22 protein-coding genes are annotated in these 26,160 nt (G+C 42.4%); 15 read left to right on the forward strand and 7 right to left on the reverse strand.

The window, feature by feature from the left end:
* Positions 1 to 21 precede the first annotated feature (21 nt).
* From AC504W_RS04930 to AC504W_RS04955, 6 genes are all read left to right on the forward strand, one after another.
* On the forward strand, positions 22 to 630 hold the full coding sequence (locus AC504W_RS04930; RefSeq protein ID WP_494876553.1) for a cytochrome b/b6 domain-containing protein: 609 nt from the start codon (positions 22 to 24) through the stop codon (positions 628 to 630).
* Between the two features lie 10 nt (positions 631 to 640).
* Positions 641 to 1,363 carry a molybdopterin-dependent oxidoreductase gene (locus tag AC504W_RS04935; RefSeq protein WP_494876554.1) on the forward strand — a complete coding sequence of 241 codons (723 nt, stop codon included), beginning with the start codon at positions 641 to 643 and terminating at the stop codon, positions 1,361 to 1,363.
* Between the two features lie 52 nt (positions 1,364 to 1,415).
* Positions 1,416 to 2,216: a DUF928 domain-containing protein gene (locus tag AC504W_RS04940; protein WP_494876556.1), complete on the forward strand. Its 801-nt coding sequence runs from the start codon at positions 1,416 to 1,418 to the stop codon at positions 2,214 to 2,216.
* A gap of 31 nt (positions 2,217 to 2,247) precedes the next feature.
* Positions 2,248 to 3,150, forward strand: a complete 903-nt coding sequence (locus tag AC504W_RS04945; protein ID WP_494876557.1) for a DUF928 domain-containing protein — start codon at positions 2,248 to 2,250, stop codon at positions 3,148 to 3,150.
* A gap of 53 nt (positions 3,151 to 3,203) precedes the next feature.
* Complete coding sequence (locus AC504W_RS04950) at positions 3,204 to 3,938, forward strand: DUF928 domain-containing protein (protein WP_494876559.1); 735 nt, start codon at positions 3,204 to 3,206, stop codon at positions 3,936 to 3,938.
* A gap of 290 nt (positions 3,939 to 4,228) precedes the next feature.
* On the forward strand, positions 4,229 to 4,477 hold the full coding sequence (locus AC504W_RS04955; RefSeq protein ID WP_494876560.1) for a hypothetical protein: 249 nt from the start codon (positions 4,229 to 4,231) through the stop codon (positions 4,475 to 4,477).
* On the opposite strand, the gene AC504W_RS04960 is transcribed toward AC504W_RS04955, so the two are convergent.
* The 4 genes from AC504W_RS04960 to AC504W_RS04975 form a co-directional block, all read right to left on the reverse strand.
* Positions 4,474 to 7,146, reverse strand: coding sequence for a two-partner secretion domain-containing protein (locus AC504W_RS04960; RefSeq protein WP_494876562.1), 2,673 nt, complete (start codon positions 7,144 to 7,146; stop codon positions 4,474 to 4,476). The genes AC504W_RS04955 and AC504W_RS04960 overlap by 4 nt on opposite strands.
* 128 nt (positions 7,147 to 7,274) lie before the next feature.
* The gene (locus tag AC504W_RS04965) at positions 7,275 to 7,421 is read right to left on the reverse strand and encodes a hypothetical protein (RefSeq protein ID WP_494876564.1); all 147 of its coding nucleotides are present in this window, start codon (positions 7,419 to 7,421) and stop codon (positions 7,275 to 7,277) included.
* 237 nt (positions 7,422 to 7,658) lie between these two features.
* Complete coding sequence (locus AC504W_RS04970; RefSeq protein WP_494876565.1) at positions 7,659 to 10,793, reverse strand: efflux RND transporter permease subunit; 3,135 nt, start codon at positions 10,791 to 10,793, stop codon at positions 7,659 to 7,661.
* A 201-nt stretch (positions 10,794 to 10,994) separates the two neighbouring features.
* Positions 10,995 to 12,566, reverse strand: a complete 1,572-nt coding sequence (locus AC504W_RS04975; protein ID WP_494876567.1) for an efflux RND transporter periplasmic adaptor subunit — start codon at positions 12,564 to 12,566, stop codon at positions 10,995 to 10,997.
* A gap of 760 nt (positions 12,567 to 13,326) precedes the next feature.
* Between AC504W_RS04975 and AC504W_RS04980 the strand changes: the two genes are divergently transcribed.
* Entirely contained in the window at positions 13,327 to 14,298 is a 972-nt protein-coding gene (locus tag AC504W_RS04980; RefSeq protein WP_494876569.1) for a sodium-dependent bicarbonate transport family permease, read from the forward strand.
* Between the two features lie 4 nt (positions 14,299 to 14,302).
* Positions 14,303 to 14,611, forward strand: a complete 309-nt coding sequence (locus tag AC504W_RS04985) for a P-II family nitrogen regulator (protein WP_096583388.1) — start codon at positions 14,303 to 14,305, stop codon at positions 14,609 to 14,611.
* A 33-nt stretch (positions 14,612 to 14,644) separates the two neighbouring features.
* Here the strand turns inward: AC504W_RS04985 and AC504W_RS04990 are convergent, their stop codons facing one another.
* The 3 genes from AC504W_RS04990 to AC504W_RS05000 form a co-directional block, all read right to left on the reverse strand.
* On the reverse strand, positions 14,645 to 15,775 hold the full coding sequence (locus AC504W_RS04990) for a CO2 hydration protein (RefSeq protein ID WP_494876571.1): 1,131 nt from the start codon (positions 15,773 to 15,775) through the stop codon (positions 14,645 to 14,647).
* Between the two features lie 82 nt (positions 15,776 to 15,857).
* The gene (locus AC504W_RS04995) at positions 15,858 to 17,351 is read right to left on the reverse strand and encodes an NADH-quinone oxidoreductase subunit M (RefSeq protein ID WP_103125020.1); all 1,494 of its coding nucleotides are present in this window, start codon (positions 17,349 to 17,351) and stop codon (positions 15,858 to 15,860) included.
* A 126-nt stretch (positions 17,352 to 17,477) separates the two neighbouring features.
* The gene (locus AC504W_RS05000; protein ID WP_494876572.1) at positions 17,478 to 19,334 is read right to left on the reverse strand and encodes an NAD(P)H-quinone oxidoreductase subunit F; all 1,857 of its coding nucleotides are present in this window, start codon (positions 19,332 to 19,334) and stop codon (positions 17,478 to 17,480) included.
* 657 nt (positions 19,335 to 19,991) lie between these two features.
* On the opposite strand from AC504W_RS05000, the gene AC504W_RS05005 reads away from it, so the two are divergent.
* The 7 genes from AC504W_RS05005 (at position 19,992) to AC504W_RS05035 (ending at position 26,147) form a co-directional block, all read left to right on the forward strand.
* A complete protein-coding gene (locus tag AC504W_RS05005) occupies positions 19,992 to 20,300 on the forward strand; it encodes a carbon dioxide-concentrating mechanism protein CcmK (protein ID WP_010995042.1) in 309 nt (102 codons plus the stop codon).
* 89 nt (positions 20,301 to 20,389) lie between these two features.
* Positions 20,390 to 20,737, forward strand: a complete 348-nt coding sequence (locus AC504W_RS05010) for a carbon dioxide-concentrating mechanism protein CcmK (protein ID WP_015111750.1) — start codon at positions 20,390 to 20,392, stop codon at positions 20,735 to 20,737.
* 6 nt (positions 20,738 to 20,743) lie between these two features.
* Positions 20,744 to 21,046, forward strand: a complete 303-nt coding sequence (gene ccmL / locus AC504W_RS05015; protein ID WP_015111749.1) for a beta-carboxysome shell vertex protein CcmL — start codon at positions 20,744 to 20,746, stop codon at positions 21,044 to 21,046.
* A gap of 138 nt (positions 21,047 to 21,184) precedes the next feature.
* Entirely contained in the window at positions 21,185 to 22,867 is a 1,683-nt protein-coding gene (gene ccmM, locus AC504W_RS05020; protein ID WP_494876573.1) for a beta-carboxysome scaffolding protein CcmM, read from the forward strand.
* A 332-nt stretch (positions 22,868 to 23,199) separates the two neighbouring features.
* Positions 23,200 to 23,946, forward strand: coding sequence for a beta-carboxysome scaffolding protein CcmN (gene ccmN / locus AC504W_RS05025; protein WP_494876575.1), 747 nt, complete (start codon positions 23,200 to 23,202; stop codon positions 23,944 to 23,946).
* A 202-nt stretch (positions 23,947 to 24,148) separates the two neighbouring features.
* The gene (gene ccmO, locus AC504W_RS05030; RefSeq protein WP_494876576.1) at positions 24,149 to 24,943 is read left to right on the forward strand and encodes a beta-carboxysome assembly protein CcmO; all 795 of its coding nucleotides are present in this window, start codon (positions 24,149 to 24,151) and stop codon (positions 24,941 to 24,943) included.
* Positions 24,944 to 25,217: 274 nt separating this feature from the next.
* Positions 25,218 to 26,147 (forward strand): LysR family transcriptional regulator, encoded by a 930-nt coding sequence (locus AC504W_RS05035; protein WP_096583374.1) that lies wholly within the window; start codon positions 25,218 to 25,220, stop codon positions 26,145 to 26,147.
* Positions 26,148 to 26,160 lie beyond the last annotated feature (13 nt).

Raw genomic sequence — 26,160 nt, forward strand, 5'->3', positions numbered from 1 at the left:
ATAGAAAAACTAGGATTTTTTATGGCTTCTTCTAAAGCTGGCAAACGTAGCAAACCTCCGGCGGGGCCGAAACAAGAGTTGTCTGCCAAAATATTTCATGGCATCAATATCATTAGTTTGATTGTGATGATTGGCAGTGGCTTGCAAATTTACAATGCTAATCCTGTGTTTGGTGGACGAGGAGCTTGGACATTTCCTCGCACATTCTTACTAGGAGGATGGTTAGGTGGTGGTCGTAATTGGCACTTTGCAGCAATGTGGCTATTTGCGCTGAACTTGTTAGTCTATGGTGCTTATATATTTTTTACAAAGCGTTGGGAAAAGCGGTTTGTTTCCCAAGGTGACTTGCAAGTTTTACAAAAAGGGCAGAATCCAAAACGGAAAAACTATGCTTGGCATCGGTTAATTTATACAGGAATTGTACCAGTGTTAATCCTGGCGATCGCCTCTGGGTTAGCAATGTACAAACCAGCCCAACTACATTGGTTATCTGGCTTATTTGGCAATTGGCAAATCTTACGCGTAGTTCACTTTGTTAGCGTCCCCATCATTGTCGTATTTGTCATCGCTCATTTTCTGCTATCTCAGAAAGTTGGCGGTTATCGTCTGATTAAATCAATGTTTACTTAAAAGAGGTGGTATGGAAGAATTCACAGCACCGCGCCATCTATTGACACGCCGTCGGTTGTTGCAACTATCGGGAATGTCCAGTATGGGGTTACTCTTGAGCAGTTGTGGTACCAACCTACTGTCAGAACAAGTCGGTAGCCTCACTGAGCCGCTGAACCTGAAAGTCGGGGAATTATTACTCAAAGCGCAGACACCAGTCCCAGAATTTCCCATCAGTGCCATTGAACCAAATGCACTGTTAATCAATAGCTTTAATGGTACTCCTCAAATTGATCCTGCGACATTTCGCCTGACAATAGATGGAGAAGTAAATCAGCCAATGCAATTAAGCATGGCAGACATCCAAAAATTGCGCCTTACCTCAATGGTAATCCGTCATGTGTGCGTCGAAGGTTGGGCTGCGATCGTTCAATGGGGAGGTGTGCGCTTAAGTGATTTGCTGAATTTAGTACAACCAAAATCTCAAGTCCGATACGCCTACTTTCAGTCTGCCGATGACTACTATGAAAGCTGGGATATTGCCTCAGTATTGCACCCTCAAACCCTCATGGCTTATCAAAAAAATGGTCAGCCATTATCAGCAGAGAATGGTGCGCCATTGCGTCTTGCTGCTCCCATCAAGCTTGGTTATAAACAATCTAAATGGGTAACTCGCATTACATTAACTAGCACTCTCAGCAATAAAAAAGGCTACTGGATTGACGAAGGTTATGAGTGGTTTGGTGGAATATAGTTAAATTTATGAAAATTCCACAATAGTAGGAGTATATTTAATGCTCGCCCCGATGCCACAAAAAATCTGGCTAATATTCTTCACCGCTATTTTTGGGTTTACTGTCCTTTCTCCTACTAACATTGCGATCGCCCAGCCAGAAACAGAAACTCTACCAACTACTCTAGGGAAGCCGAAAAGAACAGTCCAGTCTGGTACTCGCGTGAGATTACGCCTACCACCATCTATCGGAAACCCTAATCGCAGAGTACCTGCGGCTACACGCGGGGTAACTTGTGTAGCCAAAAATCAAAATCTCACAGCCTTAATTCCTCAGTCAAACCTGGGATTAACCACTGTGGGGAATCCCACCTTATATTTCTTTATTCCCCAAAATACTGCTACTAATCTAGAGTTAGTCATTCAAAATGACAATCAAGATGGACAAACTGTTTACCAACAGAAGTATCAGCCAAATACCAAAGCAGGAATCATAGGAATACATCTACCACCGAACACTTTAGCTGTGAATCAAAAATATAGGTGGAATTTCTCAATCAAATGTAATCCCCAAGACCCTTCTGTAGATAAAGTCGTCCAAGGCACTATTCAACGTTTTGAAAATCCTTCACTGATGAATAAACTAGCACAAGCGACTCCTCAAGAGCGTGTGCTACTCTACGCAGATGCCGGAATCTGGCATGATGCCCTTGATATTTTAGCAAGATTGAGATACGCGCGTCCTTATGATTTAAAACTCAAAGCTGATTGGGAAGCATTGTTAACAGCACCTGGAGTAGAGTTTGATGAAAAACTAGCACAAAAACCTTTAATTCCCGATAAAGAAGCTCCAAAACTGTTGTTAAATAATTGAGCAAAACTTCCCCATAGCAGAAATCAAGCAGATGATCTCCTCACAACTACAAAAAATCGGGATAATAATTTTAGCTACAACTGTTGGTATGACTAGTGTTTTACCAGTAAATACCGCAGTAGCCAGAGAAAAAATTATATTTGTCCCTCCGGTTCTTGGTAGCCCACAGAGATTAATCCCAGCGGGAACACGGGCGTATGAACCACCGTCTGGAGGTGAGACAGGTATAAACCGTCAAATACCCCAAGCATCACCAATACGTGGTTCTGGTGGGATTTTGCGCCGACCTATAATAAAAAACACCCCTCAAAATGAGATTAGGGTAAGACCATCTCTACCAGTTCCTAATCAATGTTTGTCAGGGAAAATACCGTTAACAGCTTTAATTCCCGAATCCCAATTAGGATTAACTACCCTGTCAAATCCTGCCTTGTTTTTTTATGTTCCCCAAACTTCTGCACCAGAATTAGAGCTAGTTGTTCAAAATGAAACTGAGCAAGAGGTTTACATACAGAAATATAAACCTAACAACAAAGCTGGCATAATTAGCATACGTCTGCCTGTTAATTCTTTGGCAGTAAACAAACAATATAAATGGAAATTATCTGTAATATGTAATCCTACAGACAAGTCTCAAAATAAGGTTGTAGCTGGTTTGATACAACGCGTGCTACCAGACTTACAACTGGTAAAAAAATTACAACAAGCAACTAGACAAGAGCGTGCAGTTTTGTATGCAGCAGCAGGCATTTGGCATGATGCTCTTGCTACTGTGGCACAAAGACGCTACTTGTTTCCTCATAATCCCGAAATAGCATCTGATTGGGAAGAATTGTTAACTACACCAAATGTCAGCTTGAATCAGCAAATCGTCAAGCAGCCTTTAATTCCTTCCCCAGAAGTCTTACCACCTAAAAACAAGCACAAATTTTAAGCTCTAACCTAGAATTACATCTCATCATGAACAACCTTTTACCAAGAAAATTTTTGTCTACAGCAATCTCTGCAATTGTGGGATTAACCATCTTAAGTTCTGTAGTGCCAGTACAAGCAGAAGTCAAGATTAATTTACCAAATTTAGGAAAAGGCCCTGGTAGAAGAGTTCCAGGTGGTTCCCGTGGCATAAATTGTGTCGCCAAGAATCAGTATCTGACTGCTATTGTGCCGATATCAAATATTGGGTTAACGACTATAGCTAATCCTAGCTTATATTTTTATATCCCTGACAATAAAGCACCAGAAGTAGAGTTAGTGGTGCAAGATGAAAATGAACAAGAGGTTTACAAGCAAAAGTACAAACCTAGTGGTAATGCTGGTGTTGTTGGAGTGAGTTTACCAGACAACACGCTGGCTAAAGGTCAAAAATATAGATGGAATTTTTCAATTATTTGCAATACTCAAGACCGTTCTTTGGATAAGTTAGTTCAGGGAACTATCGAGCGCATTGATAATCCACAATTGATGAGTAAGTTAGAAAACGCTTCTCCTCAAGAACGCTTGAAGTTATATGCTGAGGCTGGTATTTGGCAAGATGCGCTTGATACTTTGGCAAAGTTGCGATATTCTCGCCCTCAAGATTCAGCACTCAAAGCTGATTGGGTAAGTTTGTTAACCACAGATGGTGTAAAATTAGATACACAAGTGGCTCAAGCACCATTAGTCCAAGGACAAAATGTGCTGCAACCAATCAATCAAACTTCAGAAGTGACCACACCTCAATAGAGAAGCATTGTAGCAGGAAGCTATGGTTCGACTTTGCGGGAGTTGAGCGTAGTCGAAACTCGCCAATGTCAGGAGATAAGGTAAAAAATAATCCTCTAAACCTATTCCTGGCAAGGAATCCACATTTTTTTAGTGACATTAAATTCAGAACCCTAGTTTCATGAAGAAACCAGGGTTTTTGCTTGATGGCAAGTGCTGAGTATTTTCCATCAGATGTGCATACTCACAAAATATTCTACCTATTAACAATTGTGGCTGTATGTCAGCATTATTCATCTGAGGAGGATACTATGACAACACAATTGTACTCCAAGTTAATTGCCTCCTCTCTGGCATCTGGACTCATAGCTTTTGGTTATTCTGTACCTGGGCAAAACCTTTATACAGAATCGACTTTAGCTATTAACACTCCAGCCAATCAAATCCACCAAGCAGCTACAGAAACATCAATAAATCAGATGTCTGCGTATCAGGTGCAACCAGAATTCATGGTAGACGGGGGACTTCCTGCACGACTAGTTGTTGCTGGTAGCCGTTAGTCAGGTTGGGGTACTTGGCAGTAAGTTCCACGAGACCCCATATTAAAGTTAGAAATATTAGAGGAGTGAGCAACGAGAGTAACTTTGCCTTGGCGATCGCGTACCCAACCAGTAGCAGGTACAATTGCCAAATGATCGGTAATAATTGAATGTCTGCGTGTTTGAGAAGTTGGGGAATTATGTTGCGGTTTAGCAGCCACAGTCAAGCGAGTATCAGACCACACTACATCACTACTCAAGCTTTCATCTGGACTGGCGGGTAAACCACCGCGTCCAGTCACATTAAATTGACTTCCTGTTTGATTATTATTACAACTTTGGGCAATGGGTTCTGGGACATCTACAGTGGCAGGTAAATAAGCCAAACTTTGAACTGGGTCAATATTCAGTGTGTTTAAGGTGACAGTACCCGTTGCTACAATGTCACTGCCTAGAGTTAATTGGGGTTGAAACTGCAAACCAAAAATGTTTTGAGCATTAATGATAATATTTCCGCCGCTACCGTTAAAAGCATTAGTAATAATATCGCTATTCTCAGATGGTACAGCGACGATAAAACCAGCATTAGCGAAGAAATTGCCCCCTGTTCCACCTGCTTCTGGGGTTCCAGAGATGTGTGAGATAAAGCTATTGCGGCGTAGTAATAAAATATCCCTTACTTGTACAGATATATTACCACCTTGCCCTGATTGTGAGGTGGCAGTAATTTGTCCTTGATTATCTAACACGATGTTGCCAGCATTAGCTCTAATGTTGCCAGCGTTACCTATACCGCGATTACTAACAGTTAATTCCGCATTATCTCGGACTGCTAAATTTTTGGTGTCTAAATTTACATTGCCACCATTACCCACTGCGCCTACACCAACAAGACTTAAAATACCGCTATTGGTAGCGTTAGCACTCCTACCCGTGATAGTAGTTGTATCACTTACATTGATATTGACATTACCAGCATTACCCCGACCGCCTGGTAAGGTTGCAGTAGCCGAACGTACACTGGCGCTAACTTGCCCACCGTTGGTTAAAGTGAGCGATCGCGCATTAATCTTGACAATACCACCGTTACCTTCTGCCCCGGCATCAATATAACTAATTGCCGAGCTAATTAAGCCATTACTCGCCACACCATCAAAGGCAACAGCATCACCCGCTGTAATTGAGATATTTCCGCTATTACCCCTCCCAAAGGAACTGGTGTTGACTTGTCCGCCATTGGTTGCTGTCAGAGAGCCTGTATGAATTTCGATATTACCGCCACTACCCACTGCACCAACACCCAAGAGGCTGAGTACACCACTATTGGCATTGTTAATTGTGATGGCATCACGCACATTAACATTTACATTACCCGCATTACCCCGACCGCCTGGTAAGGTATTAGTAGCAGAACGTACACTGGCACTAACTTGCCCACCGTTGGTTAAAGTGAGCGATCGCGCATTAATCTTGACAATACCACCGTTACCTTCTGCTCCTGCATCAATATAACTAATTGCCGAGCTAATTAAACCATCACTCGCCAGACCATCAAAAGCGACAGCATCACCCGCTGTAATTGAGATATTTCCGCCATTACCCCTGCCAAAAGAACTGGCGTTGACTTGTGAACCATCAGTTGCTACTAGTGAGTTAGTAACAATATTGATATTGCCAGCATTGCCAGTACCATTTCTGGCTATTGCTGTAGAAATCAGACTCCGCTGTTGCAGATGGATATTACCTGTAGCCTTGACATTTATATCCCCAGTGCGGCTATTAATATCTCCAGATCCTTGGGGTATAGCAACTTGGATCTGACTTCCACCCTGTAGATTTAAGGTTCGGCTATTAACGTTAATGCTACCGCCAACCTCTGCGAAAACATTCACCTGGGCGTTATTGCGAAGAGATACATCTGCTCGTGCTAAATTTTGCGGAAAATCTAGGCTGAGAATATTTCCCTTGGTAGTGAGTCCTATTTTTCCTGGTGTGCCAACAGCACCGAGTTCAATTTGACCGCCAACTGATGAATTCACTAATAACAAACTATTATTTAAGTTAATCTTACCGCCCAGTAACAACAAGCTTTGACCTTGATCAACAGTTAGTTCACTTCCATTGACATCTATTGCTTGTGGTGGTCTATTGAATAAAAACCCACTAGGGTCGCCGACAATTGTCAGTAAGCTATTAACTCCACCAGGATTAGTTGCACTAAATTGACTATTATTCGACCAGACTATTGCATCTGCTGTACTGGCGATAAAAGAACCTCTTGTGCTTCCACCTACATCCAGTCGGGCATTCGGGCCAAACACAATCCCACTAGGATTAATTAAGAACAAATTAACATTGTTACTCTCTGTACGAATTAAACCATCAATTCTGGATGGCAAACCGCCTGTAACACGAGAAACAATATTTCTAATCTCCCCAGCACTTTGAAAAACTGCGCTTTCATTTGTGTTTAAACTAAAACGACCAAAACTGTGAAACAAGTTACTACCAACAGTTTCACCTACTGACTGAGGAATTGTGTAGTTTGGGCCATTAATGGTCTGTGTAGTTCCTAAAGTGCCATCCACGGTGATATTTTGGGCTAGACTACTCTTGATGGCAGTGGTAACTAAAGCCCCACAAATAGCTAAAAATGCTCCCAGATGTAACCGCCAACAGATGTGAGACATCAGCAAGTACCTCTCCTACACATCTCATACCATTTTGGATTTTGCGAAAAGTTGAGCTAGTGCCTTGGACGGGTTTCCCTGTTTGGAGCAACTGGCGTTGCGTGGGCGGGTTTCCCACACCACTTGTTTCAACGGAGGGAACCGTCTCTTCGGGTGACGCTTAACGTCGCTACCGCTTCGCTAACGGCAGTTCCTTCTCCTAATCGGAGACGCTGCGCGTAGCTTGCTTCCCCGTAGGGGTACAAGTTGGTAAAGCCGCCCAACGGACTGCTCACCGTAACGCAGTGGCTCGACTTGAGCAAACTTTTCAAGACGGATTTTGGATTGATAATTGTTATCTGCGTCTAATTTCTGTCAATCTATCTGTCGCAATCATCTTTAAATTGGTATCAGTCGTTTTACTTGTGAAAACATTATCACTATTGAGGAGTAATGCAAAATATCTCACAGGGACTATTTATATGAATTTTGCAAAGGGGATTTTTGCTAAAATCCCCTTATACATACCTGCATTAGTGCATTGTTTCTTCTGGATGTGTCTTCATCAACCTTTCTGTGAAGGATTTAATCACGATGTACAAAACTGGTACGACAAACAAACTTAAGAATGTGGCAATTAACATTCCACCAAAGACCGCTGTCCCCAAAGATTGACGGCTTCCTGCACCTGCACCAGTCGCTACAGCTAGAGGAAAAATCCCCAAAAGCGTGGAAAAAGCAGTCATCAAAATTGGGCGTAAGCGTTCTTGAGAAGCTTCAATTACGGCTTTGGTAATCGAAAGCCCTTGTTCTCGCAATTGGTTAGCAAATTCCACAATCAAAATCGCATTTTTACTTGCCAAACCAATCAACATTACTAGACCAATTTGACAGTAAACATCGTTAGCGAAACCCCGCATTGACTGGGCTAACAGTGCGCCAAAAATCGCTAAAGGCACTGAAAGCATAATAATTAAAGGGTCAATGTAATTTTCGTATTGGGCTGCTAGGACTAAGAAGACAAAAACTAATCCTAAGCCAAAAATTACGGGTGCTAAACCACCAGATTCTAGTTCTTCTAGTGCTGTACCTGACCATTCGTAACCGTAACTGGATGGTAAAACTTGTTGAGCTACCTGTTCCATTTTTTGAATAGCATCTCCCGAACTAAAGCCTGGTGCTGCGGAACCATTGATTTCAATGGAGCGAAATAGATTGTAGTGGTTAATTGTTTGCGCTCCTGTAGTAGGAGTAATTTTCACCAAATTACTCAAAGGAATGATTTCATTCTTGCGAGAACGAACATATAATTGCCCGATATCTTGTGGGTTAGAGCGAAACTGTTCATCAGCTTGGACATACACCCGGTAGTTACGCTGCTGGAGGTTGAAATCGTTGACATATTGCGCTCCTAAAGCAGTTTGCAAGGTGGTAAAGATATCATCTACATTCACTTGTAGCGCATTGGTTTTGTTGCGGTCTACTTCTACAAGTAACTGGGGAGTGTTAGCAGCAAAGGTGGTAAATACAGCTTGGAGTCCGGGGGTTTGATTGGCACGACCTAGCAATTGACCCATTGTTTGAACTAGGTTGTCTAAACCGCCATTACCTCTGCGGTCTTGGAGTTGAAAGGTAAAACCACCAAAGTTACCCAAACCTTGAATTCCTGGAGGATTGACAGCAAAGATTCTCGCTTCGGGAATGGCGAAGAATTTGCCTTGTAATTTACCGATGAGAGCTTTGACTGTTTGATCTGGTCTTTCACGCTCTCCCCAAGGCTTTAATGTGGTAAAGATGATACCACTGTTGGCAGTACTTCCACTGAAGCCGAAGCCGCCAACCGCAAAGGTGCCAACAACTTCGGGAATTTGCAGAATTTCTTTTTCTACTTGGGACATAACATCGCTGGTATATTGCAGCGACACCCCTTGTGGCCCTTGGATAATTGTGATGAAATAGCCTTGATCTTCTTCGGGGAGAAAAGCTGTAGGTACGCTTGCATACAACCAAGCAGTCATTCCCAAAGAGACGATAAATAATCCTATAATGACGCTTTTAATGCCTGTGAGGAAATTGAGCGATCGCCGATATCCCTGCGTTACCCAGTCCAAAAATCTGTTAATCTGGCTAAAAATCCAACCTAGCCAACCTGTAGGTCTTTGTCCTTGACGTAGTAGCAAAGCACACAATGAAGGTGTGAGGGTCAGCGCCAAAAAAGTCGAAATAGCAATAGAGAAGGCGATAGTTAAGGCAAATTGCCGATACAATGCACCTGTGGTTCCTGGAAAAAATGCCACTGGCACAAACACCGCCATCAACACTAAAGAAGTAGCAATGACTGCACCAAATAATTCAGCCATTGATTCACTGGCGGCGCGGCGAGGATTTATGCCTTTATCTTGAATAAAACGGCTAATTTGCTCAACCACAACGATCGCATCATCTACCACCATCCCCGATGCTAAGGTTAAACCAAATAAGGTCAAACTATTAATCGAAAAGTTAAATATTTTGACGAAGGCAAATGTCCCTACCAATGCTAGAGGAATCGTAAGTGCGGGAATCAGCGTCGTTCGCCAGTCTTGTAAGAATAAGAAAATGACGATGACCACCAACACCACAGCTTCAAATAGAGTCTTGATTACTTCTGCCAAAGACTCTTCCACAAACATAGTTGTGTCAAAAGCTACTTGATATTTCATTCCTGGCGGAAAACTTGGAGCCAATGCGGCGATCGCTGCTTTCACTCCATTGGCTACATCTAAGGCATTACTCCCAGGAACTTGATAAATACCTAACCCAACAGCATCCTTAGCCCGATATCGCAGAAATGTATTGTAATTTTCTGCCCCTAATTCGGCTCGACCGATATCTTTGAGTTTGACTAAAGTCCCATCATCTTCGGACTTAATCACAATTTCTTCAAATTCTTTTGGTTCTGTCAGTCGGCTGGCAGCACGTACATCAATTTGATATTGTTGTCCTTTGGGGGCAGGTTCCTGGCCAATTCTCCCCGCACCAATTTGCAAGTTTTGTTGTGCCAGTGCTGTTGTGACATCTTCTGTTGTTAATCCGCGTGTTGCTAACCGACTGGGATCTAACCACAGGCGCATAGCATAGCGGCGTTCACCAAAAATGCGGACATCACCTACGCCTTTGACTCTTTTGAGCGCATCTGCTACGTAAAGGTCAGCGTAGTTACTCAAGAATGTGTTGTCATATTCTTTATTGTCGGTATATAAACCAATTCCTAAGAGAATATTGTTAGATTGCTTGCTGACCCTAACACCTGTACGCTGCACTACATCTGGTAATTGTGCCTCAGCAATGGAAACACGATTTTGGACATCAACAGCAGCCAAATCTTTATTGCGTGAGGCATCGAAGGTAACTGTAATACTACTTGTACCATCGTTGCTGCTGCTGGAGGTCATATATCTCAGACCTTCAACTCCATTAATTTGTCTTTCTAAGATATTAGTGATGCCGCTTTCTACTACTTCGGCACTGGCTCCACTGTAGTTGGCAGTAACGTTGATTTGATTAGGACTAATATCAGGAAACTGGGCGATGGGTAGTGTGGGAATACTAATTAATCCCACCAGTAAGATAATGATCGCGCAGACTGTAGAAAAGACTGGTCGCTTGATGAAGAAATCAACAAACATAATAAAAAGTCTTAAGTGTGTAAACGCGCAGCGGTGAGGCAGCGCGGTCTTCTCCCAAAGGGAGAGGCTAACGCCCGCCGTAGGATGCCCAAAGGGCTGTAGGGGGTTTCCCCCATGAGCGACTGCTGAACCCGAAGGGCTTGCAGCAGGCTAGTGTGAAGTATGAAGTATGAAATTTTACCCTTTACCCTTCAGCTTTTTTTAGGGAGAAGGAATTATCGGTGCGCCGTTGGTGAGGTTGAGAATACCGGAAACTACGATTTTTTCTCCTGCTTTCAATCCTTCTAATACTTGGTAATTACTACCCTCAATAGCTCCTAACTTGACTGGTTTTTGCAAAGCTACTAACGATGGCGCTCCTGGTTTGGGGTTTTCTGGTGCTTGCGCTACAAATACAAATGTTTCTCCACCCAAGCGTGATAAGGCTGTCACCGGAATTAAAATTCCGGGGCGTTCATCCCAAATGATTTTAGTTTGGACTAACTGACGATTGACTAATTGTCTGTTGCCATTACCAAAAACTGCCTTAGCTAAAACAGTTTGCGAATTAGCAGTAGCATTGGGCGAAATGAAACTGATTTTACCTGTAGCTGTGGCTTGACCTTGAGCATCAAGCATTTGTACAGGTAAGCCCACGCGCAATTGCTGACTTTCATTAAGTGGTACAGATATGTTCAATTCCAAGGAGTCATTTCTGGTGAGAGTGGTGAGGTTGTCTGCTTTGCTGACAAATTCTCCAACTCTGACGGGAATATCGCCCACAATACCTGTAAAGGGAGCGCGGACATTAGTGTATTGCAACTGTACTTGGGCGGCTTTGACTTGAGCCGCAGCTTGGGTAACTTGCGATCGCGCTTGGGCGATTTCTTCTTGACGAGGGCCGTTTTCTAGTTGTCTGACGTTTTGTCTTTGTTGTTCAACTGCTCCTTCTAACTCATTGATATTGGAATTTCTGCCTTTGCTGAGTTGATCTAAGCGTTTTTGGGCTACGACTAATGCAGCGGCGGCGCTACGTTGTTCTTTCAGATAGCCTTCCATCTGATCTTCGGAAATAGCTCCTTGTTTTTGTAAGTTTCCATAGCGTTGGGCGCGGGATTTTGCCAGTTCTAAGTCAGATTTAGCGGCCTCAATTTGCGCTTCGGCTTGCGCCATTTCTTCTGGACTTGAACCTGTTTGAGCATCTCGCAACCGCGCTTGGGCTTGAACTAACTGCGCTCTAGCTTGGGCAATTTCTTCTGAGCGCGTCCCGGCTTTGAGTTCGGCTAAACGTGCTTGAGCTTGTTCAAGTGCGGCTTTGGCTTGGAGTAACTGCGCTTGAGCATCATCACTTTGCAAACGAATGACTACTTGTCCTTGGGAAATGCGATCGCCTTCTTTATATAAAATCTCTGTAATGCGTCCATCAATCTCTGGTTTGAGTGTGACTGAGCGTGGTGCATCTAAAGTCCCCACAAATTCTGAAGTTTGCTGAATAGTTGCATTCTCAACTGTGGCTAATTTCACAGGAATTCCCATCGGTTGACCAGCCGCTGCTCCAGCCCCCTTCGGTGCATTACTCGCTTGGCTAGTTTGCCACCATCGCCAACCTCCACCAACACCAGCAATTAACAAAACTACGCCTAAAATCACTGGCCAAGACCGCTTTTTATGGAGTATTGATATGGGTTTTGGGTCTGCTGAAAAATCTGTTGGTTGAGCCTGATTAGAGTCAGTAGTAGCAGGCTGTTCTATTTCAACCGGAAACTGTGAATCAGGGAACTCAGACTGAGACATTTTCGTTTTCTCATTTATAGACTTAAACTTTGGGCAACTTGGCTGAAATATAGTGATGCTTGGTGAGAGACTGATCAACCGACCTTGTGATACTTGCTTGTGTAGGAATCTTGATCAGCCAAGGTTTCTGTTTGTCAAGTGCCTATTTGATGAAACTCTGGGGATGGAAATATTTAGTTACTTCATTTACCCCAGTCATACGAGCAAATTCATCGGTGTGAGTTTTCGTTAAACCTGCATTTGCAAATACCTCGGTTGTCGCTTTGATCAACCTTGCACGAGTTTGTTTGTACTTGAACGCTAAATTTTAATGGTTCATGCAAGTGCTTGCTTGCATTATATATTTGTCAGCCAAAAAAGTGTATAAACTGAGTCAGCCCCAGTGATCGCTGAGATTTCGGCTTTTGTGCCTCTAGACCTGAATTGCTCAGGGTATTAATAAGTTTTAATTATTTTAAATTTCAGTAAAATCAGCATTTTTGTCAAATACTGATAAATAAAAGCTATAACTAAGCGCCCGCAAGATGTTTATCAAGGCAACTTCAAAAATAAATGCGGGATTTTCTCATCCTTTTATCAACCTAATACTTGTATAGATTGTGAACCCAGAGCGCAGTCTTGATTGGTTCATAGATAAAGCACTTTAGCAAGTATAAGGTGATCGCCGCTAATAATACATCAAAAGAATTTTAGAGATGTACAGTATTACCCTAAACTGATTTATGAGTATTTAGCTAATTTTTGGAGGCATGGTGGAATTATGGATGTCAGTCTCATCATATCTAACATCTTAAATCCACCCATATTGGCTTTCTTTCTGGGAATGTTAGCGGTGTTCGTCAAAACAGATTTAGAAATTCCGGCACCTATCCCTAAGCTATTATCTTTATATTTACTATTTGCGATCGGGTTTAAAGGTGGTGTAGAACTGGTCAAAAGTGGTGTGAACCAAGCAGTTATTCTCACGCTTTTAGCCGCAATATTGATGGCATGTATTGTTCCGGTTTACACATTTTTTATTCTCAGAATTAAACTAGATACTTATAATTCAGCAGCGATCGCAGCTACTTATGGTTCTATTAGTGCGGTAACTTTTATTACTGCCAGTTCCTTCCTGACTCAACTGGGGATGGCTTTTGATGGGTTTATGGTTGCAGCCTTGGCCTTGATGGAATCACCAGCAATTGTTGTAGGTTTAATTTTGGTTAACGTTTTCACTGTCGATGAAAGCGAGCGCGAATTCAACTGGTCAGAAGTATTGCAAGAAGCCTTCCTCAATAGTTCTGTATTTTTGCTAGTGGGTAGCCTAGTTATGGGTATCCTCACCGGAGAACACGGCTGGCAAACTTTAAAACCCTTTACCCAAGATTTGTTTTACGGTGTGCTGACGTTCTTTTTGTTAGATATGGGACTGGTGGCTGCTAGAAGAATCAAAGATTTACAAAAAGCAGGTTTTTTCCTGATTCTGTTTGCGATACTAGTACCAATTTTCAATGCCGGCATAGCTTTATTAATTGCGAAAGCGATCGGAATGCCAAAAGGAGATAGTCTATTATTCTCAGTGCTATGTGCCAGTGCTTCCTACATTGCTGTACCCGCAGCCATGCGCCTAACTGTCCCAGAAGCTAATCCTAGTCTGTATATTTCGACTGCTTTAGCTGTGACTTTCCCTTTTAATATCATTGTAGGTATACCGCTATATCTATACGGCATTAATCTATTTTGGAGATAAGACAATGCAGGCTGTAAAACGGATCGAAATATTTGCCAACTATGTCGAACTCGGTAAAATTTTAGAGTCTTTAGAAAAATCAGGCGTAGCAGGACATTCAGTTGTCAAAGATGTCGCCGGCAAAGGTACAAGAGGCAAAGTCACACATGATTTAGCCATGACAATGCTCGACAATGTTTACATCATTGCCTTTTTTGCCCCCGAAAAATTGCCCTTGGTAGAGTTAAATGTCCGGCAAACTCTGAATAAGTTTGGCGGAGTTTGTTTTATTTCTGATGCAATGGAAATTGAAACTACCAGATGTGTTGGTTGAAGTGTGAAGTCTGAAATGATTTTCATCAGCACTTTAACTATTAACATCACTTAAGCGTGAGGTTGTAAATCGATCCATCCACTTTTCCAAATACACTCGATTAGCATTTTGTTCAGATGGATCTTGAGTCTCTAAAGGATAAGGCATCAATCCTAAAATTGCGGCTGTAGTCACGCAAAACATTGACTTTTGGAAACTTATACAAATTTGTACCCGCAAGTCATCTTCACCCCGTAGCCCACGCCGATAAATAGCGTGCAAATATTCTGGCAGATAATGGCGCATATCCTGCATGAGTAATGTAGGCGGAATACCAGCACCACCAATAGGTAAAGGATCTGCATACAATGCACCATATTGGAATCGACCTTGATCAGGGGAAATTTGATAAGCTTGGGCATTGTAAGAAACTGTGCCATGAAAAGGAGTTCCCCGAAAGAAAACAGCCTCGACATAAGGCACTGCTGTATCTGCTAAAAATGTTAAACCAGTCTTTTGGGGAATAATGTCGTAGACTTTACCTCGAATTTTCACAGAGTAGGTTATTGGCTTCATAGCATCTGCTACTAAGCCTGCTTTAATGTAGTCTACGACTTGGGGGATTGATTTGATTTCCCCTTGGTCATAACGGTCTGATAAGGTTAAGAAAATATCAGCCATTACTCGCCAGAATTGACCTAAACCACTGTAATAAGCTGAAACACGCAATTGTTCAGTTAAAAATTCTGGGAATAATTGGTTTAATCCTAAAATAAAAGGATTATTTTTAAATTTTGCGGTGATAACTGCTTTTGCCCGTTCTTGAAATTCTTTGGTATCTAAATAGCTATCTAAGCCACCGCCACCATGCCACATCATGGCTTTCATGCAATATTCTGCATATTCATAATTGATGCGATCGTGCCACCAGTGACGCAATAATTTTTGAAAAGAGAATTCAGCGTTAAAGTATTTAAAAAAAGGAAAAAATACTAAAAATTGATGGTCAGCAATGTAGATGAGATTTTTGGAGTAGGCATCTAAAACTACACCATAGCTTTTGAGAATGCCAACTACTTCTAAAACATTTTCTGGACTATCAGGTAATAATGTTCCACCTGTTTGTAATCGTTCTACATACTCAGCTAAAGGATGTAAGCCAGGTTTATTTTTAATAGTTACCATTGCCAGTTCTCCAAATTGGGAATGAGTCAATAAAAAGGCAAAAGTAAAAAAGCAAAAGTAAAATTTTTTTACTTTTTACTTTTTACTTTGATTTTTCTACAGAGACTGTTGCCACTACTTTATCTACACTTATCATGGCCGTGATTGTTGGTTCAGTCCAGCGAGATAACCAAGCGGGTTGAATGCCGAAAATCACAATCAATACAGCTAATACTACCGATGGCAGGCGATCGCTCCAATAGACTCGTGGTAAATTAACTACTTGTGCAGATAAGCGCCCAAAAAAAGCGCGATTCATCAAAATTAAGAAATAAACCGCAGTTAAGCCAGTTCCTAGCATGGATAGTAGAGTTTGCACAGGGAATACCGCAAAACTGCCGCTAAAAATCACAAATTCGGAAATAAAACCTACCATTCCTGGTATACCTGCGCTGGCCATTACTCCCAAAACCATCAAGCTACCAATAACTGGCATTCCGCGTTCGGGGTTTAATAATCCGCGAATAACTTCTAAATCACGGCTCCCAGCTTTTTTGTATACTACTCCCACCAACAAAAACAGTAAGGCGGAAATCAAGCCGTGGCTAATCATTTGCATCACAGCACCCAATACACTAAGGGGTGTAGCGGCGGCGGCGGCTAATAGTACATAGCCCATGTGTCCAACTGAACTATAGGCTACCATCTTTTTCATGTCGGTTTGGGCGATCGCACAAGATGCACCATAAAGCACACTGACTACTGCCCAAGTTGCTAACCAAGGTGCTGCATAACTCCACGCATCAGGTAACAAGTTCATCCCAAACCGCAGTAAGCCGTAAGTTCCCAACTTCAGCAGCACACCAGCTAATAGCACGGAAATGGGCGTAGAGGCTTCAACGTGAGCATCGGGCAACCAAGTATGGAAGGGAACCAGCGGTATCTTAATCCCAAAACCCACTAAAATTCCTACTAGCAATAAAAGTTGAGTTGCTAGTGGTAAAGATGCAGCATTCAAGTTTGCTAAGGCAAAGTTAGAACCGCCACTCAGCCAAACCATACCAAGGAAACTTGCCAACAGCAAAATACCAGATATGGCGGTGTAAATCAAAAACTTTGTCGCGGCGTAACCTCTTCTTGCACCACCCCAAATGGCAATTAACAGGTATAAAGGAATCAGTTCCAGTTCATAAAACAGGAAAAATAAGAGTAAATCTTGTGCCAGAAAGGCTCCTATGACTCCAGTACTTAACAGTAAGATCAGTGAGTAATACAGTCGCGGACGTTGTATGGAAACATCGCTGCTGGAGATGGCAATACAAGTTAATAGTCCATTTAAAACCAGCAAGGGTAAAGATAAACCATCTATTCCGAGGTTATAACTTAAGCCTAAAGCATCTACCCAAGGTATAAACTCACTAAACTGTTGAGTAATTTTTCCTGGGTCGAATTGAATTGCCAGAAAGATTGACCACACGAAAGTCATACCAGCAAAGACAAAAGCCATGCTCCTGGCTAGTTTCCCATCAATCACAGTAGGCCAAAAACCGATAATAGTTGCGCCTAACAATGGCAGCAAAATCAATGCACTCAGCATAGTTTAGAGAGAATTAGAGATTAGGGAATTTGGAGTAGGGATGAGTATTTTTTACTCAGCACTGTTTCGAGAGAATTCAGGGAGTAGGGAGTGCGGAGTAGATTTTTCACTCAGCACTCAGCACTTTTAAAAATGCAAGTTATTGAGCAGTCCTAATGACCAGCTAATAAAAAAGCCAAGAAGGCTAATAACTACGAGGATGGTCAACATATAGCCTTGGGACTGGCCAGAAATGCTGTACCTTAAACTTTGTCCGCCGAGAATTGTGAAAATCCCTACCAAGTTTACTAGGCCATCAACTAGATAGCGATCGCTCCAAGCCGATATCTTAGACAGCAATGCTACTGCCCCAACTATTGTTAATCGATAGATGCGGTCTATGTAAAAATCGTAACCTAACAAGTCCTGCAAAAATCGCCATACCAAAATTCTCGATCTTGACCAAGCTTTATGTAGGTACATTGTTGAACCTATACCGACTCCTAGGACAGTAGAAGTTAATAATATTCCTACTACGTACCAGTTAATACTATTTCTATCTGGTAGTAAGTACCATTGCTGAAGCATGAGGGGTAATATTAGGGTGAGTATCGTCAACGTCACCATTGGAAATGCCATTTGCCAGCCAACTTCTGGGGAACGACGAGTTTTTTGTTGCGGTGTACCCCAAAAGATTAATCGAAAGACTCTTGTCAAGTTTAAGGCTGTTAGGCCATTAACTATCACTAAAATGGCAATTACCCAAGGGCTAATTGCTACTAAACCATCAGCCCATGACAGCATTGCCCAAAAACTTCCCAGGGGTAGCAATGTAATCATCCCAGCCGAGCCGACAACAAAGGCGGTGGTAGTTGCAGGCATCCGCGACCATAAACCACCCATCTCTGTTAAATCTTGAGTACTGGTAGTGTAAATAACTGAACCGGAACTCATAAATAATAATGCTTTGGCGATCGCATGAGTCAACAGCAACATTACGGCTACACCCCCTTGCTGCATACCCACCGCCAAAAATACCAGTCCCATATATGCACTAGTAGAATGAGAAAGCGATCGCTTAATATCAATTTGTGCCAGCGATACTAAAGTCGCACCCACTGCCGTCACTGAACCCATCACAATTAACGCATTCAATGCCACTGGCGATAAAGCCAAAATAGGTTGCAGTTTGTACAGTAAATAAGCACCACCAGCTACCACCAACGAATTTCGCATCACTGAAGCAGGGTTTGGCCCTTCCATTGCTTCATCTAGCCACAAGTGCAAGGGGAACTGAGCGCACTTCCCCGCTGGCCCAGCAATTAAACCCAAACCAAGTAAAGTTGATGCTACTGGACTGAGATTTGCTGTTTGCGCCCACTCATACAAATCAGAAAAATTTAAGCTACCTGCCCAACTCGAAAGCGTCACCACCGACATCAGCAATAATAAGTCGCCCACACGCTTGGTTAAAAAAGCATCCCGCGCTGCTGTTACTACCAAAGGTTGAGCGTACCAGAACCCCACTAACAAATAGGTAGAAAGGGTGAGGACTTCTAACAAGGCATAACTGAGAAATAAAGAGTCACTAATTGCTAAACCACTCAGTGCCGCTTCAAAAAAACCAAGTAGTGCAAAAAAGCGTGCCAGTGACCAGTCTTTCTCTAAATAACCTAAAGCGTAAATTTGCGCCAACAAACTTAACCCTGTGATTAAAACTGTTGCCCCAACACTCACAGGCGATAGTTCTAATGAAAGAGATAAGTTTAAATTCGCGGCTTGAAACCAGCTAACCAGTATGTTTTCTGGTTCTCTGTCCCAAACATCTTTAAAGACAAATAAGCTATGAGCAAAAGCCAAAACAGTAGTCAACAAGTTGAAATACGCCGCTGGTCTGGGGCCTGTCTTTCTGATTATTCCCATACCCCAGGGCAAAGTTAACAGTGCGCCCATTAAACTATACAAAGGCACACACCAACTTGTTGAAAATAGAAACTCATTCATTTAATTTGCTTACCTTTACAACTCTGCCTTGATTTTTTTAGCTTTTTGAACAACAATTGTTTACTAAATCTTTTTACTGAAAATATTTGTTAAATTATTCTTTTGTTAGATTTTCCATGAGTATTTTTTACTTAATGACTCTGGAATATATTTAAACCAATAAATTTATTTTACATATTCAAATTCTCCACCTTTAATTTAAATCATGCTCAATGTGTAAATTTCTATTTCTAGTTCTTAGCAGAGAGTTTTATAAGATATATTTGAAAAAGTTATAAGCTTTTTAGATATTCCTATTAACGCACTACAAAGCAGAGGAAAGATAGAATCTGTAAAACATGCAGTAGTTTTATCTTCCTCACCAGACCAAATTAGTCTTGGCTATGAACAGCGTTTTGTATATGTAATAAAGAAATTATAAAGCATAAGCGTCTGCTCTTGTAATCAGTGGACTTAAAGAGAGCAGAAACCTGGTATGACAAAGAATTAAGTTTTTTAAAACTTTTTTATTATAAACTATTATACTAATTTATATTGCCAGGGGAGCCAACCTTTCCTATGCTTATTTTGGAAGTGTCTTTTAGCTCAAGATGAGCTTCCCCGTCAAAATTTTCAAACCACAGTACTGATTGGATTAAATTTTTAGGAGTTTCTGCGATGCCAATTGCAGTTGGAATGATTGAGACTAAGGGCTTTCCAGCAGTAGTAGAAGCTGCTGATGCGATGGTGAAAGCTGCCCGTGTAACTTTGGTAGGATATGAAAAAATTGGTAGCGCTCGTGTCACCGTAATTGTGCGGGGTGATGTTTCCGAAGTGCAAGCCTCAGTTGCAGCAGGAATTGAAGCGGCAAGAAGAGTAAATGGTGGTGAAGTGGTTTCCACTCACATCATTGCGCGTCCCCATGAAAACTTGGAATACGTATTGCCGATTCGTTACACAGAAGCTGTGGAACAGTTTCGCACTTAAAAACTGAGAAGACAAAGTGACTGACGGGGTTGCTTGCTTGATCTGCGCTTTTGTTTTGTTTGAGAAAATTTAATTAGGAATTACAACTAATGTCAATTGCAGTGGGAATGGTAGAAACCCTTGGCTTTCCAGCAGTCGTGGAAGCTGCTGACGCGATGGTGAAAGCCGCTCGTGTAACCTTAGTAGGTTACGAAAAAATCGGTAGTGGTCGTGTCACCGTAATTGTCCGGGGTGATGTTTCCGAAGTCCAAGCTTCTGTAGCAGCTGGCGTTGAATCAGTTAAGCGCGTGAATGGTGGACAAGTACTGTCTACTCACATCATTGCGCGTCCCCATGAAAACTTGGAATACGTGCTGCCAATTCGTTATACAGAAGACGTAGAACAATTCCGGGAAAATGTCAACGCAATTCGTCCTTTCGGCGGCAGAAGACCATAACATATAATGCAAATTGCCAAAGTGCGTGGCACAGTAGTTAGCACTCAAAAAGAACCAAGTCTTAGAGGTGTCAAACTACTGCTGTTGCAATTAGTGGATGAAGAAGGAAACATCCTGCCACAATACGAGGTAGCAGCGGATACGGTGGGAGCAGGAGTGGATGAGTGGGTGCTGGTCAGTTGTGGCAGTGCCGCTCGTCAAATTCTTGGCAACGAACAACGCCCTTTAGATGCAGCAGTGGTGGCGATAATTGATACTATTCATGTTCAAGATCGCCTTATCTACAGTAAAAAAGACCAATATAGATAGTCAACAGTCAACAGTCAAAAGGAGCTAGAGGTTGGGCGGTTTTCCCAACTTAAAGCAACTGGCATTTAAAGGTCAGTAAACTATGGACTATGGACTATGGACTATTTACAAAAAGCTTAATTCAGGAGGAATCTCGCGATGGCAGTCAGCAGCACGGCGGCACCCCCAACCCCGTGGTCAAAAAGTTTAGCTGAGCCAGAAATCCACGAAACCTCATTCGTACATTCTTTCTCTAACATTATTGGTGATGTGCGGATAGGTGCAAATGTAATCGTAGCTCCGGGGACTTCGATTAGAGCGGATGAAGGTACACCTTTTCATATCGGTGAAAAGACCAATATTCAAGATGGTGTAGTGATTCATGGTTTAGAGCAAGGTCGAGTAGTCGGTGATGATGGCGAAGAATACTCGGTTTGGGTTGGTAGTAATGCTTCCCTAACCCACATGGCTCTGATTCATGGCCCAGCTTATGTAGGGGATAATTGCTTTATTGGCTTTCGCTCTACGGTATTTAATGCCAGAGTGGGTAAGGGCTGCATCGTGATGATGCACGCTTTAATTCAAGATGTAGAAATTCCCCCCGGTAAATATGTACCTTCGGGAGCGATAATCACAAGCCAGCAGCAAGCTGACCGTCTGCCAGATGTGCAAGATCAAGATGAGCAATTTGCCCATCATGTAGTGGGGATTAATCAAGCATTGCGGGCTGGTTATCGCTGTGCTGCGGATAGCAAATGTATTGCACCCATCCGGGATGAATTAGCTAAATCTTATACAGGTAATGGTGTTACTGTCTTAGAGTTGGAAAGGAGTAGTGAAGTGGCAAGCAATAGCTTGGGTGCAGAAACAGTAGATCAAGTGCGCTATTTGTTAGAGCAAGGTTATAAGATTGGTACAGAACATGTAGACCAAAGACGCTTTAGGACTGGTTCTTGGACTAGCTGCCAGCCAATTGAAGCGCGCTCTGTGAATGAAGCTTTATCAGCATTGGCAAGCTGTCTGGCAGACCACAGTGGTGAGTACGTACGTTTATTTGGGATTGACCCTAAAGGTAAACGTCGGGTGTTAGAGACAATAATCCAACGCCCAGATGGTGTGGTAAAAGTAGCAGCTAACTTTAAAGCACCTGCAAGTACAAGTAGTTCCAGCTACACTAGTTACAACGGCAACGGCAATGGTAATAGTAACGGTGCTGGTATTGGTTCAATTAGCGCTGAAACTGTAGACCAAATCCGCCAATTATTAGCAGGTGGTTACAAAATTGGGTCTGAACACGTAGATGAGCGTCGTTTTCGGACTGGTTCTTGGGCTAGTTGTAAACCCATAGAAGCTACTTCGACTAATGAAGTTGTGGCGGCTTTAGAAGACTGTCTTGAAAGCCATCAAGGCGAATATGTCCGTTTAATTGGTATTGACCCGAAAGCCAAGCGTCGGGTATTAGAAAGCATTATTCAACGACCTAATGGCCCCGTAGCGGTCTCTAATGGTCAGAAATCTTATGCTAGTTCAAGTAGTGTTAGCTCGAAAACTGCAAGCGCAACCGCAACGACGACAAGCAATCGGTTAAATACAGAAGTTGTCGACCAGCTACGGCAATTGTTGGCAAGTGGTTATAAAATTAGTGCCGAACACGTAGACCAAAGACGTTTCCGGACTGGTTCTTGGGCAAGCTGTGGACAAATTGAGGCCAGATCGGAAAGAGATGCGATCGCAGCTTTGGAAACATATCTTTCTGAATATCCTGGTGAGTACGTGCGGTTGATTGGGATTGACCCGAAAGCCAAACGTCGAGTGTTGGAAACAATTATTCAACGTCCGTAGTAGTGCTGAGTTGAAAGTGCTGAGGAGCCAGTCGCGTGGGCGGCTCTGCCGACTTGAGCGGTATGAGCCTGCGAGAGTCACTGGCGTTGCTGAGTTGAAAGTATTGAGTTAACTTTGAACCAGAATATTTAGTCATACTCACCCTAAACAGTATAGTGATTAAAGATGCTGAATTTTACTCAGCAATGCCACTTGCTACAACGGAGGTTACCTCCCTTCGGGTTCACAGTCGCCTGCAGAGGGAAACTCTCCCGCGGCGCTGATTCACCGCAACGCAGTGGCTTTTCAGCACTCAGCACTCGGCATTTCTATCTTCCGAGGTTTAATTTTCCATGTCTGTGCCGCCACTGCGCCTCCACAATCACTTTGAGCCTTACATTAGTGGCGATGTGACTATTCATCCCAGTGCGGTGTTAGCACCTGGCGTGATACTCCAAGCAGCTACCAACAGTAAAATCATTATTGGCACTGGTGTATGTATTGGTATGGGGTCAATTCTCCAAGTCAATGAAGGAACCCTAGAAGTAGAAGCAGGTGCTAACTTGGGGGCTGGTTTTTTGATGGTAGGAGCAGGCAAAATTGGTACTAATGCTTGTATTGGTGCAGCAACAACAGTTTTTAATTGTTCTGTAGAACCGGGAAGAGTAGTACCACCAAGCTCAGTGTTAGGAGATACTAGCCGTCAGATTAGTCTGTCCCAAACACAAGAGCCACTAACTAATAACGCTGTTTCTCCTAATGTCCAAGAGCAACAACCAGAGGAGAATAATTTTGTGGGAAGTCAGGAAAGACCTATTTCTATTTCCTCAACTAATCTTTCTGCTTCTGCTTTCTTGGAGTTAAACCACCAGTCTATTTCAATTCCTCAACCTTCGCCCACACCCTCTGCCCAACCACCACCGCCTGAGAAAGAAGAAACTGCTGCTGGTTCATCAGAAATTAGTGCGGATAACTCTGAATCTTCGGATATTTTTGGAACTCAAATTTATGGGCAAGGGAGTATTCACAGGCTATTAACGACATTATTTCCCCATAGACAATCCTTGAACAATCCTAAGTCTGACGAACCACCCGAATAAGTGTTAATTGTAAGTTGTCCTCTAAAGTATGAAGTATGAATTATGAGGGATGAGAAAAATCATTTCATCCTTTATGCTTTATTCTTTAGCCTTTCGCTTTCAACCTTTAGCCTACCCAAACATGCGGGTTTTCCTCTGGAGTACGGGAAAGCTGGCAAAAGGGCATCTACATTATTGACTGTGAGTATCCTGGAGAATTCACATGGACACATATAATCAACAGTCTCTTAGCACTGTTCGGGCATCGCGTCGGCGAGACAGAGATAACTTCAAGGATACTGCCTTGGGTTTAGTATCTACCCTCAGCTTTCCGGCAATCGTCGGAACTGCTGACATGATGTTGAAATCCGCTGGAGTTCATCTGGTTGGATATGAAAAAATTGGTAGTGGTCACTGTACAGCCATTGTTCGAGGTGGCATCGCTGATGTGCGTTTAGCAGTTGAGTCAGGTGTACAAACGGCTGAACAGTTTGGTCAATTGGTTTCTAGTTTGGTGATTCCTCGCCCTTTTCCTAATCTGGATGTAGTGCTGCCCATTACTAATAGATTAAGTAAATATATGGAAGAAGGAAGTTATAGCCGTTTGAGTAACCTCGCTATTGGACTCGTGGAAACGCGGGGATTTCCAGCGATGGTAGGAGCTTGCGATGCCATGTTGAAATCAGCTGATGTGCAGTTAGCAGCCTATGAAAAAATTGGTGCGGGGTTATGTACAGCCATTATTCGTGGCTCTGTGGCTAATGTCGCGGTAGCAGTGGAAGCTGGAATGTATGAAGCAGAAAGGATTGGGGAATTGAATGCTGTGATGGTGATTCCTCGGCCATTGGATGAATTAGAACAAACCTTACCTGTTGCAAGTTGTTGGATAGAAGAACGGCAACCAATTAAGATGCCTGTGAATATTAAGGAGCAAGTTGCTGAGTTAGAGATACTCCAGTTGCCTGATTTAGCTAAGTTACCTGCAAAAGTTACTGAAGAATTATGGAATGATGAATGATGAATTAAGAATTGTGAGTGATGAATTGTGGGAAAATTCTCCTCAGTATTCATATTCAGCATTCATCTTTGGTTGGAAGGCATCTTACGCTTCGCTTGTTGTTTTGATCATAACTTTTACGGACTATAAATCAAATATCTTTCTTTTAATAGCGAATATAGATTTTTATCTATACTAAAACTCATAACTTCGTATGAGCGACACGCCATGATTTGCAGGTGTTCCGTGATACTAGTTTTATATCTATAAGATCGCTATTAGAGGAGAATCACCTTTGAACCAAGCGACGCTACACCAGTTAAAGGTATTTGAGGCGGCGGCTCGACATGGTAGCTTTACTCGTGCTGCGGAGGAATTGTTTCTTACCCAGCCTACAGTTTCCATGCAAATCAAGCAATTAACAAAATCTGTGGGCTTACCATTATTTGAGCAAGTTGGGAAACGTTTGTATTTGACGGAAGCGGGTAGAGAACTTTTTGCTACTTGTCGACAAATTTTTGAAACTATCGCTCAGTTTGAGATGAAGGTTGCTGATTTAAAAGGGCTAAAACAAGGGCAATTACGTTTAGCAGTTATCACCACAGCCAAGTATTTTATTCCACGTCTATTAGGCCCATTTTGTCAGCGTTACCCAGGAATTGATATTTCCTTGCAAGTAACAAATCACGAAAAAATTATTGAGAGGATGATGAATAATCTGGATGACTTGTATATTATGAGTCAGGTTCCAGAACATTTGGATGTGAATTGTGAACCGTTTTTAGACAACCCTTTGGTAGTTTTTGCTCCGGTGAATCATCCCCTAGCAAAGGAGAAAAATATCTCAATTCAAGAGCTAAATAATCAACCTTTTATTATGCGAGAACCAGGTTCAGGTACTCGCCGTGCTGTGCAGGCTCTATTAGAAGAACACGGGATAACAGTGAATGTAAAGCTGGAATTGGGGAGTAATGAAGCTATTAAGCAAGCGATCGCTGGAGGTTTAGGAATCTCTGTGTTATCTCGTCATACTTTACTCTCAGATGCCTCGGAGTTTAGCATTTTAGATGTGCAGCACTTTCCCATTAAGCGAGCTTGGTACATGGTTTATCCGGCAGGTAAACAGCTATCAATTGTAGCTCGTACCTATTATGAGTATTTGCTGGATGCGGCAAAGACATTTGTTGAGCAGACTGAAATTCCTGTTTATAGTACTGTTGATTGAGTTTTGAGATCTA

This window comes from Nostoc sp. C96 (assembly GCF_059384975.1).

What these genes read in the sequence shown, in the direction of transcription:
- AC504W_RS05005 (WP_010995042.1), top strand. Translation starts at nt 19,992, where the DNA reads ATGCCAATTGCAGTTGGAATGATTGAGACTAAGGGCTTTCCAGCAGTA.
- AC504W_RS04955 (WP_494876560.1), top strand. Translation starts at nt 4,229, where the DNA reads ATGACAACACAATTGTACTCCAAGTTAATTGCCTCCTCTCTGGCATCT.
- AC504W_RS04980 (WP_494876569.1), top strand. Translation starts at nt 13,327, where the DNA reads ATGGATGTCAGTCTCATCATATCTAACATCTTAAATCCACCCATATTG.
- AC504W_RS04985 (WP_096583388.1), top strand. Translation starts at nt 14,303, where the DNA reads ATGCAGGCTGTAAAACGGATCGAAATATTTGCCAACTATGTCGAACTC.
- ccmL (WP_015111749.1), top strand. Translation starts at nt 20,744, where the DNA reads ATGCAAATTGCCAAAGTGCGTGGCACAGTAGTTAGCACTCAAAAAGAA.
- AC504W_RS04975 (WP_494876567.1), bottom strand. Translation starts at nt 12,566, where the DNA reads ATGTCTCAGTCTGAGTTCCCTGATTCACAGTTTCCGGTTGAAATAGAA.
- ccmM (WP_494876573.1), top strand. Translation starts at nt 21,185, where the DNA reads ATGGCAGTCAGCAGCACGGCGGCACCCCCAACCCCGTGGTCAAAAAGT.
- AC504W_RS04970 (WP_494876565.1), bottom strand. Translation starts at nt 10,793, where the DNA reads ATGTTTGTTGATTTCTTCATCAAGCGACCAGTCTTTTCTACAGTCTGC.
- AC504W_RS04930 (WP_494876553.1), top strand. Translation starts at nt 22, where the DNA reads ATGGCTTCTTCTAAAGCTGGCAAACGTAGCAAACCTCCGGCGGGGCCG.
- AC504W_RS04990 (WP_494876571.1), bottom strand. Translation starts at nt 15,775, where the DNA reads ATGGTAACTATTAAAAATAAACCTGGCTTACATCCTTTAGCTGAGTAT.
- AC504W_RS04960 (WP_494876562.1), bottom strand. Translation starts at nt 7,146, where the DNA reads ATGTCTCACATCTGTTGGCGGTTACATCTGGGAGCATTTTTAGCTATT.
- AC504W_RS05010 (WP_015111750.1), top strand. Translation starts at nt 20,390, where the DNA reads ATGTCAATTGCAGTGGGAATGGTAGAAACCCTTGGCTTTCCAGCAGTC.
- AC504W_RS04940 (WP_494876556.1), top strand. Translation starts at nt 1,416, where the DNA reads ATGCCACAAAAAATCTGGCTAATATTCTTCACCGCTATTTTTGGGTTT.
- AC504W_RS04945 (WP_494876557.1), top strand. Translation starts at nt 2,248, where the DNA reads ATGATCTCCTCACAACTACAAAAAATCGGGATAATAATTTTAGCTACA.
- ccmO (WP_494876576.1), top strand. Translation starts at nt 24,149, where the DNA reads ATGGACACATATAATCAACAGTCTCTTAGCACTGTTCGGGCATCGCGT.
- AC504W_RS04935 (WP_494876554.1), top strand. Translation starts at nt 641, where the DNA reads ATGGAAGAATTCACAGCACCGCGCCATCTATTGACACGCCGTCGGTTG.
- AC504W_RS05000 (WP_494876572.1), bottom strand. Translation starts at nt 19,334, where the DNA reads ATGAATGAGTTTCTATTTTCAACAAGTTGGTGTGTGCCTTTGTATAGT.
- AC504W_RS04995 (WP_103125020.1), bottom strand. Translation starts at nt 17,351, where the DNA reads ATGCTGAGTGCATTGATTTTGCTGCCATTGTTAGGCGCAACTATTATC.
- ccmN (WP_494876575.1), top strand. Translation starts at nt 23,200, where the DNA reads ATGTCTGTGCCGCCACTGCGCCTCCACAATCACTTTGAGCCTTACATT.